The sequence below is a fragment of the Legionella qingyii genome (assembly GCF_003184185.1).
In genome coordinates this window covers 108444-127852 of sequence record NZ_QHJG01000008.1, presented here as the reverse complement: position 1 = coordinate 127852, position 19409 = coordinate 108444, and the positions used below count along the sequence as shown (strand labels likewise).

The following is a 19409-nucleotide window of genomic DNA, read 5'->3' as shown; positions in this document are numbered from 1 at the left end:
CCAAAAAAGTGATTCAGATCAATTATGTAAAAAACGTTTTGCCAGATAATCTCCGACCATTTGGGTTAGTTGTACCATCACAATTAAAATGATTACTGTAGCGATCATGACTCCAGCATCAAAGCGTTGATAACCGTAGTTAATGGCCAATGTACCCAAACCACCGGCACCAACGGTTCCTGCCATTGCTGAATAATTAACTAAAGTAATGGCTGTCACCGTAATGGCATGAATTAATGCTGGTTTGGCCTCTGGCAACAAGATATGCAAAATAATCTGTCTGGTGTTTGCGCCCATTGCATAACCGGTTTCAATAAGCCCTGAAGGTAAACTACGATAAACATTATCTACCAGTCTGGCAAAGAAGGGGATTGCACCAAGAGTAAGAGGCACTATTGCAGCATTGATTCCGATCGAAGTACCGACTATGAGCCGAGTGAATGGAATGATCGCTACCAATAAAATAATAAAAGGTATGGAACGTGCCATGTTAATCAGACCTGATAATGCTTTATGCACCTTCGGCATGGGCTTAATGTGGCCGGAGGAGTAGAGCCAGGTTCCTAGGGGTAAGCCGAGTAGTACAGCAAATAAGGTACTGACTGATACCATATATAATGTTTCAGTTGTTGCAATGAATAAATCATATGCCATTGGGAAGGACATAACCTAAAACCTCCACAGTTAATTTGGCTTGTTCACAGCGTTCAATGAATGCTTCGAGTAAAAATTGATGTGCAGTTAATTCAACAACTAAAACACCACAGGTTACTGTATCGTAACGGTCTATATTGGCGAGTAAGATGTTAATATCCAGATTTAACTCACGACTTGTTCGACTAATAAATGGTACTGTTGCTTCTTCCCCCTGAAAAAACAGACGCAGTAACGGTTTGTCGGTCACATAGTCAGCAAGTCTTTTGGTGAGGCAATCAGGCAATTGTGGACTCAACTGAGCATAGAGCATGCTTCGCGCCAGGCTGTCTTTTTTATTAAATACATTCGCCAGCGCAGTAGTTTCAGCCAGTTCGCCATCGACCATCACTGCGAGTCGGTTGCAAATACGTTTTACTACATCCATTTCATGGGTAATAAGCACTATAGTGATGCCATAAAGTGCATTAATTTTTTTAAGTAAAGCTAAAATTGAGTCTGTTGTTTCTGGATCCAATGCTGAGGTTGCTTCATCGCAAAGCAGAATTTTAGGTGAGCAACTTAAGGCACGGGCTATAGCAACTCGTTGCTTTTGACCTCCACTCAGCTGGGCTGGATAGGCCAGTTTTTTATCGGTTAACTCGACAATGGGGAGTAAGTCTTCAATTTTATTACGAATGGATTCTTCATCTATCCCCTGAATGCGCATAGGAAGCGCAATATTGTCGTAGACATTTTTTGAGTTGAGTAAATTGAATTGCTGAAAAATCATTGCCATTTTGTGGCGAGCTAGAGCTAAACTCTTTCTTGAAAGACTTGTCAAATCTTGGCCATCAAGGATGACATGGCCTTCATCGGGCCGTTCTAGAAGATTAATACATCTTAATAAGGTTGATTTTCCTGCACCACTTTTTCCAATGATTCCGAAAATTTCACCTTCTTGGATAAATAGATTAATGTCACGTAGGACAGGTTTACCCGAAAAGGATTTGGTTAATCCACTTAATTCAATCATTATTATAACCTGAGATTATGCTGCGGGCGGGAGACTTAGAGGAATGCAATCATATCCGCTTTAGCCGTATTTTCAAAAAAGAACCCTTTTTTGAGCGTCCGCAAGCTGAATTTCAAATCGACGCCATTTCAATATTATACACAAATTGTGAGCATAAACAACGTAGAGTTCCTGATTTTAATGGTACTTTGAGGTAAATCGGAATAAACGATTGACTTGGTGATTAAAGTAGCTTGGGGGCCGCGCAGCAAATCTCGGGATCCATAGTCAACCATCCCCGGGGTTTGCTGCGCGACCCAAACTACAAAGCATCCACTCTATTTTTTATTTTTGTAGTTCTTCACGATCTTTAAAATAATCTAGCGCTTGGGGATTTGCCAGAGATTGTAAATTATTCACAGGTAAGCCATGAACAACTTGTCGGACAGCTAGTTCGACTATCTTGCCACTGATTGTGCGAGGGATATCTGCTACTTGCACTATTTTTGCTGGCACGTGTCTTGGTGAGGCATTATGACGAATCGTTAAACGTATTTTATTCATTAATTCTTCTGTAAGTTCCAAGTTGTCACGTAATTTAACAAATAAAACAACACGCACATCATCTTGCCAATCTTGGCCAATCACTATGCTATCAACCACTTCATCTATTTTTTCTACTTGGCGGTAAATTTCAGCAGTACCAATACGTACTCCTCCTGGATTTAAAACAGCATCGGATCGTCCATAAATAATCAATCCATTATGGGCTGTAATTTCAGCAAAATCACCATGGGCCCAAACTCCAGGAAAACGCTCATAATAAGCACGCTGATAAGCCGTTCTATCAGGATCATTCCAAAAACCTACAGGCATGGATGGAAAGGGGGCGGTACAGACTAATTCCCCTCGTTCTTCACGAACGGACTGCCCCTGCTCATTAAAAACTTCAACCGCCATACCTAGACCCAAACATTGTAATTCGCCTCTGTAGATTGGGAGGATTGGATTACCTAAGGCAAAACAGGAAATGATATCTGTGCCACCTGAAATAGAACAAAGCTGGACATCATTTTTAATTTGCTCATAAACGTAATCATAGTTTTTGGGTAGAAGCGGTGAACCTGTTGAGAGAATGCAGCGCAAATGACTTAAATCAAATTCATCTTTAGGTTTAACTCCTGATTTTTCTACTGAAGAAATGAATTTGGCACTGGTACCAAAAACAGTCACTTGCTCTTCAGCAATAAGTTTAAATAAACGATTATTTTCGGGGTAGGTAGGCGAGCCTTCATATAAGGTAAGCGTTGTCCCTAATGCCAGTGCAGAAACGGTCCAGTTCCACATCATCCATCCGCACGTAGTATAAAAGCATAAGTTGTCAGTAGGGCGCAAATCTGTATGCAATCCTAATTCTTTTATATGCTGCAATAAGGTTCCGCCTGCTCCGTGGATAATGCATTTAGGTTTTCCAGTAGTCCCTGATGAGAACATAATGTAGACAGGATGCTCAAAGGGTAAAGCAACAAATTCACAATGACTTGCAGGACGAAGAAAGTCATTCCAATATTGTGCTTTGGGAAATGCAGAACTATCTATGGGTTCTTTTATATTAGGGCAAATGACGATTTGCTTGAGCGAGGGAATGGCATCGTTAAGTTGTTTGATTTTTTCCATCCCACTATGTTTCTTGCCTTGATATTGATGTCCATCACAGATAAACAATATCTTGGGATCAATTTGGCCCAGTCGATCAATTGCAGCTTGTGCGCCAAAATCGGGTGAGCAAGAGGACCAGATTGCTCCTAATGAGGTAGTAGCGAGCATGGCAATAATTGTTTGCGAAGTATTTGGCATTAAAGCAGCTACTCTATCACCAGCTGTAACTCCAACAGCTTTTAAACCTGCTGCGCATTGTGCAACAAGTGCATATAATTGCTCATAGCTAATTACTTGTTTGTCGTTATCTTCATTAATACTAATTAAGGCTGGATGTTTGTCTTTGCGCGATAACAGTTGTTCAGCAAAATTAAATTGCGCGCCCGCGAACCAATGTGAATTTATCATTTGATCATTCTTAGAGTGATTCAAGATTTGATAGGGTTCTGTATCAAACTGTACATGAAAAAAATCACAAAGTGTTGGCCAAAAAGAGTCTGGATGTTTGGTGGACCAGGTATGCATATCTTGATAATTTTCAAAAATCTGGGCGTTTTTTTTGGCAGCGAACTCCATAAATTGCCACATCCTACTGTCTTTAGGGTGTTTGGGCTTCCATACGGTTTCATTCATGTTTCATTCTCTCTTATTTATTGAAACGATTGTACGTTAATTCTCATACTTCATATCAGCTATGGTCAATGTAATTTAGATAGTCTAAGAGAAGTGGTTGTAATTTGGATAATGTGCTAAGTACAGGGATTTGCCAACATTGCATTTGCGACTTTTGATTGATTTTTACGTCCTAATATCTTGCAGATCATGTCGCCAGCCGCCACAATCTTAAATATATCTACCCCAGTATTTATCCCTAGACCGTGCATTAAGTATAAAACGTCTTCAGTGGCAACATTTCCGCTGGCTCCACGCGCATAAGGACAACCACCAAGTCCTGCAACTGAACTATCAAAGCGGTGGACCCCATGCTGTAAGGAAGTATAAATATTAGCTATGGCCTGGCCATAAGTGTCATGAAAATGCATCGCTAATTGATGCAGCGGCAACAGTTTTAGCACGTGTTCGAGCAAGAGATGGGTTTGATGTGGCGTTCCAACACCAATCGTATCGCCTAATGAGATTTCATCGACACCTAAGTCTAATAACCTTTTTGTTACCTCAACTACTTTTTCGGGAGCCACACTTCCTTCATAAGGACAACCAAGGACACAGGAAATATAGCCTCGTACTCTGATATGGCTCTCTTTGGCTAAAGCGAGGACAGGTTTAAAACGAGAAATGCTTTCCTCAATTGAACAATTAATATTTCGGTGGTTAAATTGTTCGCTTGCTGCGGTAAATACAGCAATTTCTGTAACACCTGCTTCTAATGCTTTGAGCATACCCTGTTCATTAGGAACCAGCGCAGAATAATGAATGGATGGTGCTTTGTCTATAGCCCGAAATACTTCATTATGGTCTGCCAACTGTGGAATTGCTTTTGCAGATACAAAACTGGTTACTTCGATATATTGCAGGCCAGATTCACTTAACAAATTGATTAATTCAATTTTGTGTTTGCTCGACACAAAAGAAGACTCATTTTGCAAGCCATCGCGAGGGCCTACTTCTATAATGGTTACATTTTGTGGATAGTCCATAATTATCTCTTTTAATATTCCCAAGGCAGTAGTACGTGCTGGCGGAGAGCTGTAATTACATGCGAACATTGGTGATTTTGGCTTCAGCCCGTTTGATACTAGTAACCACCTAACTTAAGAATCTGCTTCACTTAATGACAGTAATTCCTCTCCTTCATTTACCTGCGCTCCTACAGCATAGAATATATCCAATAAAATGCCATCAGTCGGGGCATGAATGGTATGTTCCATTTTCATTGCTTCTAATACAATTAAACGCTCACCTGCTTTCACTTTTTCACCAATATTTTTTAAAACTGCGACCACAGTAGCTGGCATTGGTGCTGTAAGTTGCCCTTTATGAACAGTGGTTTGTGTGTCAAGTGTCTCCCAATTAAACCGTTCAATAGTAATTTGCCCTTGGCTCGTATACAAGGTTAGAGATTGCTTTTTATTTTCAATTGTAGCGTGATAATTTTGTATCTTGGTTTCAATACGAAGTTTATTGCCAACTAAATGAGCATGGATCAAATGTTCTTGTGTTTTAAATTGCACCTTAAAATGATTTTTATTGATTGGAGTGATAAATGCTTTAATCACCTCATCCTTATCTTTATAGCGCCATATCCAATGACTTGATATTTGAGATTGCCAGGAAAATGTTTCTAGTAATAATGGATCTTGAAAAGAATTCACATTGTGCAAATAATCAAAACTTACAGCCATGAGTAGGGCGATTTCACTATCTGGACTTGGGAGTTTAATTTCTTCTTTGCTTAAAAAATCAGTACTGAGTTCCGCGCGTCTGAATTTTGAGTGTTGGCAAATAGCTTGTAAAAACGGAATATTCGTTTTTACTCCACCAATAAAATACTGGGATAAGGCATGTTCCAATCTGGATAGTGCCTGATCACGATTTGCTCCCCACACAATAAGCTTGGCAATCATTGGGTCATAGTACATGGTAATTTGTGATGAACGTTCTACCCCCGTATCAATGCGTATGCCATCCCCTGAGGATTCTTGCAGAAAGTGGATTTGTCCTATTGATGGAATAAAATCGTGATGAGGATCCTCGGCATATATGCGACATTCTATTGCATGACCCTGTGCTTGAATTTTATCTTGTGGCAAAGGTAACGCTTCATTAGCCGCAATTTTCAATTGCCAGGCAACTAAGTCAAGCCCGGTAATCATTTCAGTTACTGGGTGTTCCACCTGTAATCGAGTATTCATTTCCATAAAATAGAATTGTTCTGAGCCATCTACTAAAAATTCAACAGTTCCTGCGCCGCTGTATTTGATAGACCGTGCTACTTCGCAAGCCGCTTCGGCGAGTTTTTGTCTCAATGAAGCAGATAAATTAGGCGCCGGAGCTTCTTCAATAATTTTTTGGTGCCGACGTTGAATGGAACAATCACGCTCAAATAAATGAACTACATTGCCATGATTGTCGGCCATGATTTGTAATTCAACATGTCGAGGATGGAGTACCAATTTTTCTATAATCATGGTGTCATCAGCAAAACTCGCCATGGATTCACGTTTTGCTCCAGCTAAGGCAGCACTAAATTCTGATTCATGGTGAACTGCGCGCATTCCTTTACCGCCACCACCATTGGCTGCTTTAATTAAGACAGGAAACCCTATTTTTTTTGCTTCAGCCAGTAATTTGTCTTCTGCCTGTTCACTGCCATGATAGCCCGGGGTTAAAGGGACTTTAGTTCGTTCCAGCAATTGTTTGGCTAATTGTTTTGATGCCATTGCCTCCATTGCTTTTACAGAAGGGCCTATAAAAATAATACCCGCTTCGTTACATGCTTTAGCAAACTCGGGGTTTTCAGATAAGAATCCATATCCAGGATGAATGGCTTGTGCCCCACATTCCTTGGCGACATGAATAATATTAGCAATATTTAGATAGCTGTCTTTAGCAGGTGCATCACCCACAAAATATGCACTGTCAGCACTGCGTACATGAAGACTGTCTTTATCAACCGAGGAGTAAATAGCCACTGTGTGTATGCCCATAGAACGAGCAGTTTTGATAATTCTGCACGCAATTTCACCGCGGTTGGCAATAAGAATTTTATTAAACATTAGTGCCTCATTAATTTAACTTTTATAAGCTCGCATTCATTATCTAACGTAGTCTGAATTCTTTGCATCCAGGCTATACCAATAAACGACCAGAGACCCAAGATATCTAGCTCCAATTTGGTTTTTCTTTCTTTAAAAATGCATTAAGTCCTTGTTGTCCTTCAGTAGATACTCTTTTTTGAGCAATCAAAGAGGCAGTGTAATAGACGAGTTCCTCATTTATTGTTTTATTTGCTACATAGCTTGCCAGTTGTTTTGATGCTTTGACCGCTTCGGGCGCATTGTTGCTGATTTGTTTTGCATAATTGAGCGTGAATTCCAACAAATGTTCCTCAGCAACACAATGTTGTACTAAATGTAACGACAACGCTTTGGCTGCATCAAAAATTTCAGCACTCATGAATAAGGATTTAGCGCTACGCTCTCCAATGGCTTGAACTACATAGGGACTAATTACTGCAGGTATCAAACCCAATTTAACTTCTGAAAAACAAAAGCGCGCTGATTGAGATGCGATAGTAATATCACATGCTGCAGCAAGTCCTGCGCCACCACCAAAAGCAGAACCATGGACCATGGCTAAAGTGGGTTTGGGGCTTTTATTTAAAGTGTACATTAGATTACCAAGCACCATGGCATCTTTTAGATTTTCTTCTTCAGTATATCGTGCCATGTTTTGCATCCAGCCTAAATCAGCGCCTGCAGAAAAATGTTTTCCATTGGCTTTAAGGATAATGACTCGGACATTAGAATCGGCAATAGCCGCATTAAGCTGACGTTGCATTTCTCCTAAAAGCTGATTATCAAAAGCATTATGCTTGCTCACACGATTTAGAGTGAGTAGACACAAGTGTTCATGAATTTCGTACAACAAGTCGCTCACCTGTATGCTCCTTACATGCGAAATACGCCAAAGCGTGTTGGCTCGATTGGGATATTTAATGTTGCTGATAAACCCAGACCTAATACTTTGCGTGTATCCTGGGGGGCAATGACCCCGTCGTCCCATAATCGGGCACTGGCATAATAAGGATTTCCCTGCATCTCATATTGAGAACGTAATTGCTCCTTAAAACGTTCTTCTTCAGCTAAGGGCCAATCGCTTCCTTGTTTTGCCAATTTGTCTCGATTCACTTGTGCTAATACATTAGCGGCTTGTTCTCCACCCATAACTGAAATACGAGAGTTAGGCCAAGACCAAAGAAAATTAGGGTTATAGGCGCGTCCACACATGGCATAATTACCCGCGCCAAAACTACCGCCAACAATTACAGTAAATTTTGGAACATTGGCATTGGCAACAGCGGTTACCATTTTGGCGCCATGTTTTGCAATACCTGAGGCTTCATATTTAGAACCAACCATAAAACCGGTGATATTTTGCAGAAAAAGTAAAGGAATTTTACGTTGGCAACAAAGTTCTATAAAGTGAGTTCCTTTCAATGCGCTTTCACTAAATAAAATGCCATTATTTGCAATAATGCCTATAGGATAACCATATAAATGGGCGAAGCCACAAACCAGCGTTGTACCAAAAAGCGCTTTAAATTCATCAAACTCGGAACCATCAACAATACGTGCAATAATTTCGCGAATATCAAAAGGTTTTCGAGGATCAGTAGGTATTATACCGTTAAGTTCCTTACTGTCATAAAGTGGTTCAACCGTATCTATGCGCATTAATTGATGTGGTTTTTTGCGGTTCAAATGACTAATAGAAACTCGTGCCAGATGAAGCGCATGGCCATCATTTTCTGCATAGTGATCTGCTACGCCCGAATGCCGACAATGGACTTCTGCACCACCTAATTCTTCGGCACTGATGACTTCACCTGTTGCTGCTTTGACAAGAGGTGGGCCGCCAAGAAAAATCGTGGCCTGATTTTTCACCATGATTGATTCATCAGCCATAGCTGGTACATATGCACCACCAGCTGTACAAGATCCCATAACTACTGCGATTTGTGGAATATTTTGCGCAGACATTTGAGCCTGATTGTAAAATATTCGCCCGAAATGATCGCGATCAGGAAATACTTCATCTTGATGGGGCAAATAAGCTCCTCCTGAATCGACCAGATAAATGCAGGGCAAATGATTTGCTAGAGCGATTTCTTGGGCTCTTAAGTGTTTTTTTACTGTTAATGGATAATAAGTGCCGCCTTTTACAGTGGCATCATTGACTACAATCACACATTCAATACCTGAAACCCAGCCAATTCCTGTGATAATCCCTGCAGCGGGGACTGCATCATCATAAACTTGATACGCTGCAAGCTGGGAAAGTTCAAGAAAAGGGCTTCCTGGGTCGAGTAGTTGTTGTAATCGTTCTCTTGGTAATAATTTACCATGTTTTAAATGACGAGCTCGAGCTTTTTCGTCGCCGCCTAGAGCAATATGTTGAATTCGACTTTTTAACTCATCTACCAAGGCTTGCATGGCTGCCTGGTTTGTCTTGAATTCTTGACTGCTTGTATTAATTTGACTGATTAATTTTGCCATGCCTATCCTCATCGCACCAAAATATCGCTTAAAACGATGATTGTCCAAATAATCCAGGTTACGGCAATAAAGTGTGGCATATCCCCACCTTTTATAAGCCTATAAGCAAGTGCAGGAATGGCGGTAATTATTAGAGGCAACAGGACAAGAACGAGAATTTTTCGGATAACAAGCCCCCAGCCCGTTTGGCTGAATATAGGAGTTAATTTCAAATTAACATAGGTAAAAAATACATCAACATAGACAATAATAAGATGAGCATATTTCGCAAATAGAACTACTAAAATACTCATTAGCAGGTAGATAAGACTGTGTCGTAGCATGAACATCCTTTTTTATTAAAGATCCCCTCTCCCATAGAATGGGGTAGGGGACGTTTTGTTTTAAATTAATTCAATTGCCATTGCAGTTGCTTCACCACCACCAATACATAATGAAGCGACCCCACGTTTTTTACCCTGATGCTTTAATGCATGTATTAGAGTAACCAAAATACGCGCACCAGATGCACCGATAGGATGACCCAAGGCACAAGCTCCACCATGAATATTAACTTGTTCTGGGTTTAACTCAAGTTGTGTCATAGCAGCCATTGTTACTACCGCAAATGCTTCGTTTATTTCATAAAGATCCACATCATTTTGTTTCCATGATGCTTTATTCATCACTTTGCGAATCGCATCCACAGGAGCTGTGGTAAACCACTCAGGCGCTTGCGAATGGCTGGCATGTGCAACGATGCGAGCAATTGGTGTGATGCCGCGTTTTTCTGCTTGTCCAGCACTCATTAAAATCAGACTTGCTGCACCATCAGAAATAGAGCTTGAATTAGCTGCAGTAACGGTTCCGTCTGCTTTAAAAGCAGGTTTTAATTGGGGTATCTTGGACATTTTTGCTGCATCAGGACCTTCATCTACATTTACTGTAATATCACCTTTACGTGTATTAATAGTTACTGGAACAATCTCATCCTTAAAGGCACCACTTTCTATTGCTTGTAATGCTCTACTCATGGAGCGAGTAGCAAACTCATCTTGTTGCTCTCTGCTAAAATGAAAGTGACTGGCTGTAGCTTCTGCAAAGACGCCCATTAATTTCCCTCTGTCATAGGCATCTTCTAATCCATCGAGGAACATATGATCTTTTAACTCTCCGTGTCCTAACCGGTATCCTGAGCGTGCTTTACTCAAAAGATAAGGTGCATTACTCATGCTTTCCATACCGCTTGCAAGAACAATATTGGCAGTCCCTGCTCGAATTAAGTCATGAGCGAGCATTACGGCTTTCATTCCTGAGCCACACATTTTGTTGATTGTGGTTGCTCCTGAAGAATTAGGTAATCCAGCTTTAATTGCTGCTTGTCGTGCGGGAGCCTGACCAATCCCGGCTGATAAAACACAACCACTGATTACTTCATCTATTTCTGCTGGGCTAATTCCGGCTTGAGACAGGGCAGCCATATGTGCAATTGCGCCTAACTCTGGAGCTGAAAGAGCGGATAAATTGCCTAACATGGCTCCCATGGGTGTTCTTTTTGCCGCAACGATTACTATGTCATTCTGTTCCATTTTCATTCTTCCTTATGCTGTTTCTTTAAAAAGTTCTCGTCCAATAAGCATTCTTCTGATTTCAGAAGTACCAGCCCCTATTTCATACAATTTTGCATCACGCAGTAAACGTCCTGTAGGATACTCATTAATATATCCATTACCACCAAGAATTTGAATTGCTTGCAATGCCATTTGTGTTGCTCTTTCAGCCGTATATAAGATCACGCTTGCAGCATCTTTGCGACTGACTTTACCTTCATCACAAGCTCGGGCGATGGCATATAAATAGGCCCTTGAGGCACCCAGGTCAGTGTACATATCTGCTAATTTACCTTGGATGAATTGAAATTCACCTATGGGTTGTTCAAATTGTTTACGTTCATGTACATAAGGTAAAACAACATCCATACAGGCCTGCATAATTCCTACTGGACCTGCGGCCAAAATAGTACGCTCATAATCAAGCCCACTCATTAATACTTTAACACCTTGATTCACTTCACCCAAAACTTGTTCAGCAGGGACTTCACATTGTTCAAATACCAATTCACAGGTATTTGAGCCGCGCATTCCTAGCTTGTCGAGTTTTTGAGCGGTTTTAAAGCCGGGCATACCTTTTTCAATCAGAAAAGCAGTGATTCCTTTACTCGCAGCCTGTTTGTCTGTTTTGGCATAAACGACCAGAACATCGGCATCAGGCCCGTTGGTGATCCACATTTTGGTGCCGTTGAGAATATACTTATCGCCTGCTGGACGAGCATGTAATTGCATACTGACTACATCAGATCCTGAGTTGGATTCACTCATAGCGAGAGCGCCAACATATTCTCCACTAATGAGTTTAGGCAGATATTTTTGTTTTTGCGAATGATTACCATTTAAATTGATTTGATTGACGCATAAATTGGAGTGAGCACCGTAACTCAGGCCTATAGAGGCAGACGCCCGCGAAATTTCTTCCATTGCGATGACGTGGGCAAGATAGCCCATATTGGCACCACCATATTCTTCACTGGCAGTAATTCCCAATAATCCCATTTCACCTAGTTTTCGCCATAAATGATTGGGAAAAGCATTACTTTCGTCAATTTGAGCAGCAAGTGGAGCAATTTCAGCACGAGCAAATTGGTAGACACTGTCGCGCAACATGTCGTAAGTTTCACCGAGTTGATAGTTCGGTCCTGTGTACATAGCTGACTTCCTGTTGTTGTAACTACTAATCTGTTGCAAGTTTTAAATGACTGCTAAAACTTGGTTTATGTTAATGCAGAGTGTGTAGTCTGTTGATTTTTATAAATGTGTTAGACTATACCCAATCAAGTTGAAGATGCAAATAGAATTTCTCAGATCTTTTTTCCTATTGAAAAAGTTAAAGAAATGATTTGATGAACCAATTCAAATAACCCTTGGTGAAATGAGCTTTTAGGGGATTGCACTGCATGATCTAAGTTAAAGTGGGAAGCTATTAGATATTATTTATTTTGTTATTGAGTTTGCAGAATAGGAGTGTTTTTTAAATGCTCCTTTACCTGATTTAAAAAATCGCCTAATCTTAGGCCAATGGAAAAACTACTGAGCTTTCAAAGGTAGTTACAGCCAAAGTTTCAGCGTTTAGTTTTATCTATTTAGGAGAGTCATTCATGCGTAAATTAGTACTCTGGGGACATAGTGTTGATGAGTATCGTGAGATGTTTGATTTGTCTCAAGAGGATATGAATTCAAAGATATTGGAATATGGATGTGGTCCCAGTGCAGTAAACGCTCAACAGTTTCAAGAAGCGCATCAAGCAGTAAGTTGTGATCCTTTGTTTGTTTTGGATAAAGATACCTTATCCTCCAAGGCGATTATGATTTTTGCACAAATGGCAGATGAAGTTCATAAGCAACACGATCAATTTGATTTCAGTCGCTTTGGAGGTTTAGAGCAGCTGCTTGAGCATCGACAAAATGGAATGAAAAAATTTTTTGCAGATTATGAGCAAGGCAAGGCTGAAGGACGATATTATGGTGCAGCAGATTATCATTTACCTTATCCCGATTTCTCTTTTGATTTTGCATTAAGTACAAATTACTTATTTGCAGATTTGGAAGATCAGACTGTCGAATTCCATTTAAATGTAATTCGTGAATTAGCAAGAGTAGCGAAGGAAGTAAGAATTTTTCCCTTAAATGATACGGAAGGAAAAACCTCTGAGTTTTTAGGCCCTGTATTGTTGGAGCTGCAAAAAGAAGGTTATGGCGTAGAAATTAGAGAAGTCGATTATCATTTGCATAAGTCTGAAAGCGCTATGTTGCGAGTTTGGGCACAGAAATGTGATATTTAATTAATGCAGCCTGGGTGAAGCGAAGCGAAACCCAGGTGTTCTGAATTAACCCAAACCCGGGGTTTCGCTTCGCTTCACCCAGGTCACAAGGTTTTTTATGTATTCGATGTTACGTCCCATACTTTTTAGTATGGATCCTGAAAGTGCGCATACTTTTAGTTTGTCTGCTTTGCATTATGTACCCAAGTTTTGTTTTAAAAAGGTAAAGCCTAAACCTACTGAAGCTTTGGGACTACAATTTCCACATGTTGTCGGTTTGGCGGCAGGTTTGGATAAAAATGGAGAGCATTTAGACGCATTAGCCAAACTGGGTTTTTCCTTTATTGAAGTAGGTACTGTTACGCCAAGACCACAAATCGGTAATCCTAAGCCGCGATTATTTCGTTTGCCAGCGGCTCACGCGATTATTAATCGTATGGGGTTTAATAATCACGGGGTTGATGCCTTGGTAGGGAATGTAAAAAAGGCACGTTACAAAGGAATCTTGGGTATTAATATCGGCAAAAATAAAGATACTTCGTTGGAACATGCTGCAGATGATTACATTCATTGTCTGGGTAAAGTATATGAGTATGCCTCATATGTGACCATTAATATTTCTTCACCGAATACCCCCGATTTGCGCCAGTTACAGCAAAAAGAATATTTTGCCAACTTATTGTCGCAAATACAGGCTGAACAAATTAAATTGTCAGATAAATTTCAACGCCATGTGCCTTTAGTAGTTAAAGTATCTCCAGATGAAGATTTAGAAACATTAAAACAGATGACGGAAGTGATTTTGCAGTATGGTATTGAAGGAATTATTGCGACGAATACAACCTGTTCTCGGACTGGAGTGAGTCATTTATCCCATGCTCAGGAAACTGGAGGGTTAAGTGGTAAACCTCTATGGGAGCTTTCTACCCAGTGTCTGCGTTTGCTAAAACAATATGTTGGTGATGATGTTAGCTTGATCGGAGTAGGAGGCATCGACAATTGTGACAGTGCGCAGGCTAAGTTGGATGCTGGTGCTTCATTAATCCAAGTGTATACTGGTTTGATTTACCAAGGACCGGGTTTGATATACGAATTGTCAAAAGGATTAAAATGAAACAGTAAATGGTATCCAGTTATGATCTCTTCTTCATTTTTACCACGATTTGCTTAGGATATCTAAGATGAAATGCATTACTAAAGATCTGGCTTGGCAAATGGAATCGTGTATCAAGCAAACCCATATAGAAGTAACCAAGCAATATCCACAAGGAAAAATATTGGAACTTAATGGAGGCGCTGCTTGTTTTTCAGGGACTGATTCATATTTGTCACAAGTAGTAGGGTGGGGATTTGCCACAAAACGTGCGCATTTTCAGTCTGAAATAGAGCAAATAGAACATTTTTATAAAACATTAAACCATACTCGTGTAGATATTGAATTATGTCCTTTTGTGGGAAATGAACTTACAATATTTTTAAGCCAGCGTGGTTATTGCATCAGTGAATTAAACAATGTCTCAATATTGGATTTAAACACATATCAGCCTAATGACGGTGCTGCAGATCCCTTAACCATTAAAGAAATAAAGCCGCATGAACTGAATGAATGGGCCAAAAAGGTTGCCTTAGGTTTTGATGCTCCTGAAGCTGAGGATCAATTTTCTCGTTATGCCCAATCTAAAGGAGTTAGTGCCTATGCTGTTTTTGATAACGATGTAATTGTAGCTGGTGCTTCGATTGCCATTCACGGCGATTTCTGTGATTTAGGGGTGACGAGCACTTTGCCTGCTTTTCGAGAGAAAGGATTACAAAAAAAATTACTAAAAGTCCGATTGAATAGGGCAAAACAGCAAGGGGTGTCTTGGGCAACGGTTACTACAGAGCCAGGGAGTGTTTCTGATTGTAACGTACAAAAAATAGGTTTCCATTGTGCTTATACCCGCATCAAAATGACTTTGGAATGACATGAATCCCATTCAATTTTGTAGCTGGCGCAGCAGAATCAGGTTTTCGGATAGAAATAACTTACTTATAACAAGGGGACGCGATGCAGTACTCAGGCCACTTTGAATTTTAAGCAATATTAGCACTTCCCTGTAATAACAGTTACAATAGCCCATGTTTCGATTGTGTTACTTGAGTCATGAAGAAGAAACTTTCTGTTAAAACCAGCATTTTATACAAACGTTTGCTTGCATATGTGAAACCATTTTGGCCCATACTGGCATTAGGTATATTTGCCAACATTTTGTATTCCTTGATTGACGCTGGTTTTACATACATGATGCGTCCTTTTTTTGATAAAAGCTTTATTAATGTCGATATGGATTTTATTAAGAAAATTCCTTATATCGTTTTAATCGGAATTACCTTGAGAGGACTTGTTAGTTCATTGGGCAGTTATTGTATGACTTGGGTTGCCCGCTCAGTAGTTAAAGTATTAAGGGAAAAAGTTTTTAATCATATTCTTCGTCTGCCTGCTGATTTTTATGACGAAGCAACTTCAGGACAAATGCTTTCCAAAATATTGTATGACGTGGAGCAAGTAGCGCAGGTTAGCGCAGATGCTTTAACAGATATTGTCCAAAATATTTGTTTAATTATAGGTTTTCTCACTGTGATGATGGTCATTTGCTGGCAGTTATCACTCATGTTTCTGTTAACTATTCCCTTTGTTGGCTTAATTGTGAACTATACAAATAAACGCGTACGACGAATAAGTCATAAAGTACAAAAAACTATGGGAGAGGTTACTGAAATTGCCAGCGAAGCAATTGAAGGTTATAAAGTAGTGCGTATTTTTGGAGGGGCTGCTTATGAATCTGGAAAATTCTGTAAAGCCATAGAGCGTTCACGCCAAAACGATATGAAAGTTGCTACAAGCAAGGCGATTAATGTGTCTGGAGTGCAAATTGTTATTGCGATAGGTATTGCAGCAATCATTGCAGCAGCAATTCAATTGTCTACAGTAGTGATTATTTCTGCCGGTTCTTTTTTAGCAATTATTGCTGCAATGATTCAGTTAATTAAACCGATGAAAACCCTAACGACCTTGAATGCCGTAATACAAAAAGGTCTAGCTGGTGCTGAAAGTGTTTTCTCCATGTTGGATCTACCCATTGAGCAAGAACAAGGGATCGTTTTGTCGCAAAGATCACAGGGCGCTCTGGAGTTTAAACATGTCTCTTATGCTTACCGACAAGGGGAGCGCATATTACATGATGTAAGTTTCACTGTTGAAGCAGGTAAAACGGTAGCATTGGTAGGTCATTCTGGAAGTGGCAAAACAACGATTGCCAGTTTATTGCCTCGCTTTTACGAAGTGACTCAAGGTGTTATTACTCTGGATAATACACCTATTAATCAAATAAGCTTGGCTAGTTTGCGTGAGCAAATGGCTTTAGTGAGTCAGAATGTGACATTATTTAATGACACTTTAGCCAATAATATAGCATACGGTCGTTCGGATGTGAGCCGGCAACAAATTATTCAAGCTGCCAAAATGGCTTTTGCTGACGAATTTATTAGCCGTTTTCCAGAGGGTTATGATACGCGTATTGGTGAAAATGGAGTATTACTCTCGGGTGGTCAGCGACAAAGAATAGCTATTGCGCGTGCTATTTTAAAGGATGCACCTATTTTAATTCTTGATGAAGCAACATCTGCTTTGGATAGTGAGTCCGAGCGATACATCCAAATCGCTTTGGATCAAGTGATGAAAAATCGCACTACACTTGTTATTGCGCATCGTTTATCGACGATTAAGCATGCGGATAAAATTATAGTGATGCAACACGGATGTATAGTAGAGCAAGGTACCCATCAGGAACTACTTGATTTACAAGGCTATTATGCACAACTTCAAGGAATGCAGCACATAGATATGATTCGTGAGGATGTGGTAGCCTGATGTCTGCTTTCCTGGATAAATTATGGTATGGAAAAGATCATCCACTTCAATGGGTGTTGCGCCCTTTGTCTTGGGGATATTTTGCTGTAGTTTCAGTCAGGCGCTATTTTTTGCAACGTTTTAGTCAAATAAATTGCCCAGTTCCTCTGATTGTTGTTGGTAATATAACGGTTGGAGGAGTGGGAAAAACTCCTTTAGTTATTGAGTTGACCAAAAGAATACAACAAAAAGGATTGCGAGTTGGTATTGTTAGCCGTGGTTATGGTGCAGCAACGAAGCATTTTCCCTATGAAGTACATGTAAATGATTCTGCTCTAAAAGTTGGAGATGAGCCTTTACTGTTGGCACAAAAAACCAAATGTCCTGTAGTGATTGCACCGAAACGAACCGAGGCGGTTCGTTATCTTTTAGAAAAGCATCAAAGCCAAATCATTATAAGCGATGATGGATTACAACATTACCGTATGGGACGAGCTATTGAAATTGCTGTTATTGATGGAACTCGAGGATTAGGTAATGGCCTTTGTTTGCCGGCAGGCCCACTAAGAGAGTCTGCTGCACGTCTAGAACAGGTTGATTTTATTGTGGTAAATGAAGGTAAGTGGCATGAGGATTCGGATTCAGTATCGATGAAACAAGCCCACTCTGCAGTAGCGTTTCAAAAGAGGTCTAATGCATATCCAATGGTATTGAGGCCTGGAACAATTAAAAAATTAAGTACAGATGAGGAAATTGAACCTCAGAAATTAAATGAAAAATGGGAGGCGATTGCTGCGATAGGTAATCCCCAACGTTTTTATTCCACTTTGCTGCAATTAGGGATAGAATTCGATACCTGTTCTTATCCTGATCATTATCAGTTTAAGCCAGATGATTTGAATTCTTCGAAATCACTTATTATTATGACGGAAAAAGATGCAGTGAAATGCCGAGCATTCAGCTCGGATAACATGCATTATTTACCCGTAGAGGCTGTATTGGATGATGCATTTTGGGACGCATTGTGGTTACATCAACAGTTAAAAGGTTATTGCTGATTATGTTTGCTTGGATTCGCTGTTTTTTATTTTTAATTATGTTCCACGTTAGTTCAGGATTATTTGCGACTGAAATTGAACCAGTGCCGCAACTTGTACAATCTATCGATTCAACTACAGGTAGTTGGACTTTTTCTGGTATGGTAAAAAATGAAAGTGGGGATAAATACGGCTATTTTTTTGAAATGCATCGCCAGGGTTCAGAGTTCCATACTAAAGCAGCTTTAATTGATGGACAAACAAATCAACTGGTATTTTTTAACGAAGATAAAGAAAAAATTGAGCAATCAACACCACTTGATTGGCATGTTGGTTATTCCTTTATTCGTTACAATCCCATCAATGACAGCTGGATTTTTGGTGTTAAAACAGCAGATAAAAAAGGATTTAATTTCAAAGTAGATATGTTAAAACAAGCGAATAACGTGAATGACTCCTTGATCTTACGTCCAGGAGTAAAACTTCAGGTGCTCCAGACAAGCCAGCTTAATGGACATTTACGTATCGATGATAAGGAGCAGTTTGTTACAGGGAATAAAACCTGGTTTGGCAAATTGGTATTAAACAACGATCAAAAAGACACTCATGAGATTAGTACAACCTTCTGTCGGTTGACTGATGATAATGGATTTTACTCTGCAAATCTTAAAGAAAAAGATGCAACTAGTGCTGCTGTAGCAGGTTGGCTTGATCCATTGGGCAATAAAGTAAAAATGTCCCAATTTGTTTCAATAAAACCTTTAGATAATGATCTGTGCATGCTGAGCATAGGTTTACCCAAGCTGAGTTTAAAATTGATCAATACTCTGAAGGCTAATGATCCATCATCACATACAGTCGCAGGGTTTTCTAAAGACGGTCGTGAAGGTTTTTGTTTTGTTACGCAACAATCATTTTTAAAAAATCAACCAAGCGAACTCGGTATTAATAAGGAGAAGTTAACTGCCTGAGGGTGGGATGTTTTGTAAAATAGAAACAGTCAATTTATTTATTGCTTGATGCCCGGTTTTTTTTATATAAATTATCCATAATTACAATGGTAAATAGATAAGAAGTGAGATCA

16 protein-coding genes are annotated in these 19409 nt (G+C 39.8%); 6 read left to right on the top strand and 10 right to left on the bottom strand.

Going from position 1 to position 19409, the window contains the following annotated elements; all coding sequences use genetic code 11:
- Window positions 1-18: 18 nt before the first annotated feature.
- From DGG96_RS06595 to DGG96_RS06550, 10 genes are all read right to left on the bottom strand, one after another.
- Window positions 19-666, bottom strand: a complete 648-nt coding sequence (locus tag DGG96_RS06595; RefSeq protein ID WP_110141462.1) for a methionine ABC transporter permease — start codon at window positions 664-666, stop codon at window positions 19-21.
- Window positions 644-1669: a methionine ABC transporter ATP-binding protein gene (locus tag DGG96_RS06590; protein WP_110141463.1), complete on the bottom strand. Its 1026-nt coding sequence runs from the start codon at window positions 1667-1669 to the stop codon at window positions 644-646. Before DGG96_RS06590 ends, DGG96_RS06595 begins: the two co-directional genes overlap by 23 nt.
- Window positions 1670-1993: 324 nt before the next feature.
- A complete protein-coding gene (locus DGG96_RS06585; RefSeq protein WP_110141464.1) occupies window positions 1994-3940 on the bottom strand; it encodes an acetoacetate--CoA ligase in 1947 nt (648 codons plus the stop codon).
- 116 nt (window positions 3941-4056) lie between these two features.
- Window positions 4057-4965, bottom strand: a complete 909-nt coding sequence (locus DGG96_RS06580) for a hydroxymethylglutaryl-CoA lyase (RefSeq protein WP_110141465.1) — start codon at window positions 4963-4965, stop codon at window positions 4057-4059.
- A 114-nt stretch (window positions 4966-5079) separates the two neighbouring features.
- On the bottom strand, window positions 5080-7044 hold the full coding sequence (locus tag DGG96_RS06575) for an acetyl/propionyl/methylcrotonyl-CoA carboxylase subunit alpha (protein ID WP_110141466.1): 1965 nt from the start codon (window positions 7042-7044) through the stop codon (window positions 5080-5082).
- A gap of 106 nt (window positions 7045-7150) precedes the next feature.
- On the bottom strand, window positions 7151-7927 hold the full coding sequence (locus tag DGG96_RS06570) for an enoyl-CoA hydratase-related protein (RefSeq protein ID WP_110141467.1): 777 nt from the start codon (window positions 7925-7927) through the stop codon (window positions 7151-7153).
- An 11-nt stretch (window positions 7928-7938) separates the two neighbouring features.
- Complete coding sequence (locus tag DGG96_RS06565) at window positions 7939-9546, bottom strand: carboxyl transferase domain-containing protein (RefSeq protein ID WP_110141468.1); 1608 nt, start codon at window positions 9544-9546, stop codon at window positions 7939-7941.
- A gap of 8 nt (window positions 9547-9554) precedes the next feature.
- Window positions 9555-9869, bottom strand: a complete 315-nt coding sequence (locus DGG96_RS06560; RefSeq protein ID WP_165831568.1) for a hypothetical protein — start codon at window positions 9867-9869, stop codon at window positions 9555-9557.
- A 60-nt stretch (window positions 9870-9929) separates the two neighbouring features.
- Complete coding sequence (locus DGG96_RS06555) at window positions 9930-11114, bottom strand: acetyl-CoA C-acyltransferase (RefSeq protein ID WP_110141470.1); 1185 nt, start codon at window positions 11112-11114, stop codon at window positions 9930-9932.
- Between the two features lie 12 nt (window positions 11115-11126).
- A complete protein-coding gene (locus DGG96_RS06550) occupies window positions 11127-12287 on the bottom strand; it encodes an isovaleryl-CoA dehydrogenase (protein WP_110141471.1) in 1161 nt (386 codons plus the stop codon).
- Window positions 12288-12736: 449 nt separating this feature from the next.
- Here DGG96_RS06550 and DGG96_RS06545 point away from each other — a divergent pair, with 449 nt between their 5' ends.
- The 6 genes from DGG96_RS06545 (at window position 12737) to DGG96_RS06520 (ending at window position 19296) form a co-directional block, all read left to right on the top strand.
- Window positions 12737-13420 (top strand): hypothetical protein, encoded by a 684-nt coding sequence (locus DGG96_RS06545; protein WP_110141472.1) that lies wholly within the window; start codon window positions 12737-12739, stop codon window positions 13418-13420.
- 97 nt (window positions 13421-13517) lie between these two features.
- On the top strand, window positions 13518-14513 hold the full coding sequence (locus DGG96_RS06540; protein WP_110141473.1) for a quinone-dependent dihydroorotate dehydrogenase: 996 nt from the start codon (window positions 13518-13520) through the stop codon (window positions 14511-14513).
- A gap of 67 nt (window positions 14514-14580) precedes the next feature.
- Window positions 14581-15363 carry a GNAT family N-acetyltransferase gene (locus DGG96_RS06535; RefSeq protein ID WP_110141474.1) on the top strand — a complete coding sequence of 261 codons (783 nt, stop codon included), beginning with the start codon at window positions 14581-14583 and terminating at the stop codon, window positions 15361-15363.
- A gap of 179 nt (window positions 15364-15542) precedes the next feature.
- Window positions 15543-17309: a lipid A export permease/ATP-binding protein MsbA gene (gene msbA / locus DGG96_RS06530; protein ID WP_110141475.1), complete on the top strand. Its 1767-nt coding sequence runs from the start codon at window positions 15543-15545 to the stop codon at window positions 17307-17309.
- Entirely contained in the window at window positions 17309-18346 is a 1038-nt protein-coding gene (gene lpxK / locus DGG96_RS06525; RefSeq protein WP_110141476.1) for a tetraacyldisaccharide 4'-kinase, read from the top strand. Before msbA ends, lpxK begins: the two co-directional genes overlap by 1 nt.
- Before the next feature lie 2 nt (window positions 18347-18348).
- Window positions 18349-19296: a hypothetical protein gene (locus tag DGG96_RS06520; RefSeq protein ID WP_110141477.1), complete on the top strand. Its 948-nt coding sequence runs from the start codon at window positions 18349-18351 to the stop codon at window positions 19294-19296.
- Window positions 19297-19409: the final 113 nt, after the last annotated feature.

Coding starts and splice junctions, on each gene's coding strand:
- DGG96_RS06595 (WP_110141462.1), bottom strand. CDS start 666: ATGTCCTTCCCAATGGCATATGATTTATTCATTGCAACAACTGAAACA.
- DGG96_RS06590 (WP_110141463.1), bottom strand. CDS start 1,669: ATGATTGAATTAAGTGGATTAACCAAATCCTTTTCGGGTAAACCTGTC.
- DGG96_RS06585 (WP_110141464.1), bottom strand. CDS start 3,940: ATGAATGAAACCGTATGGAAGCCCAAACACCCTAAAGACAGTAGGATG.
- DGG96_RS06580 (WP_110141465.1), bottom strand. CDS start 4,965: ATGGACTATCCACAAAATGTAACCATTATAGAAGTAGGCCCTCGCGAT.
- DGG96_RS06575 (WP_110141466.1), bottom strand. CDS start 7,044: ATGTTTAATAAAATTCTTATTGCCAACCGCGGTGAAATTGCGTGCAGA.
- DGG96_RS06565 (WP_110141468.1), bottom strand. CDS start 9,546: ATGGCAAAATTAATCAGTCAAATTAATACAAGCAGTCAAGAATTCAAG.
- DGG96_RS06560 (WP_165831568.1), bottom strand. CDS start 9,869: ATGCTACGACACAGTCTTATCTACCTGCTAATGAGTATTTTAGTAGTT.
- DGG96_RS06555 (WP_110141470.1), bottom strand. CDS start 11,114: ATGGAACAGAATGACATAGTAATCGTTGCGGCAAAAAGAACACCCATG.
- DGG96_RS06550 (WP_110141471.1), bottom strand. CDS start 12,287: ATGTACACAGGACCGAACTATCAACTCGGTGAAACTTACGACATGTTG.
- DGG96_RS06545 (WP_110141472.1), top strand. CDS start 12,737: ATGCGTAAATTAGTACTCTGGGGACATAGTGTTGATGAGTATCGTGAG.
- DGG96_RS06540 (WP_110141473.1), top strand. CDS start 13,518: ATGTATTCGATGTTACGTCCCATACTTTTTAGTATGGATCCTGAAAGT.
- DGG96_RS06535 (WP_110141474.1), top strand. CDS start 14,581: ATGAAATGCATTACTAAAGATCTGGCTTGGCAAATGGAATCGTGTATC.
- msbA (WP_110141475.1), top strand. CDS start 15,543: ATGAAGAAGAAACTTTCTGTTAAAACCAGCATTTTATACAAACGTTTG.
- lpxK (WP_110141476.1), top strand. CDS start 17,309: ATGTCTGCTTTCCTGGATAAATTATGGTATGGAAAAGATCATCCACTT.
- DGG96_RS06520 (WP_110141477.1), top strand. CDS start 18,349: ATGTTTGCTTGGATTCGCTGTTTTTTATTTTTAATTATGTTCCACGTT.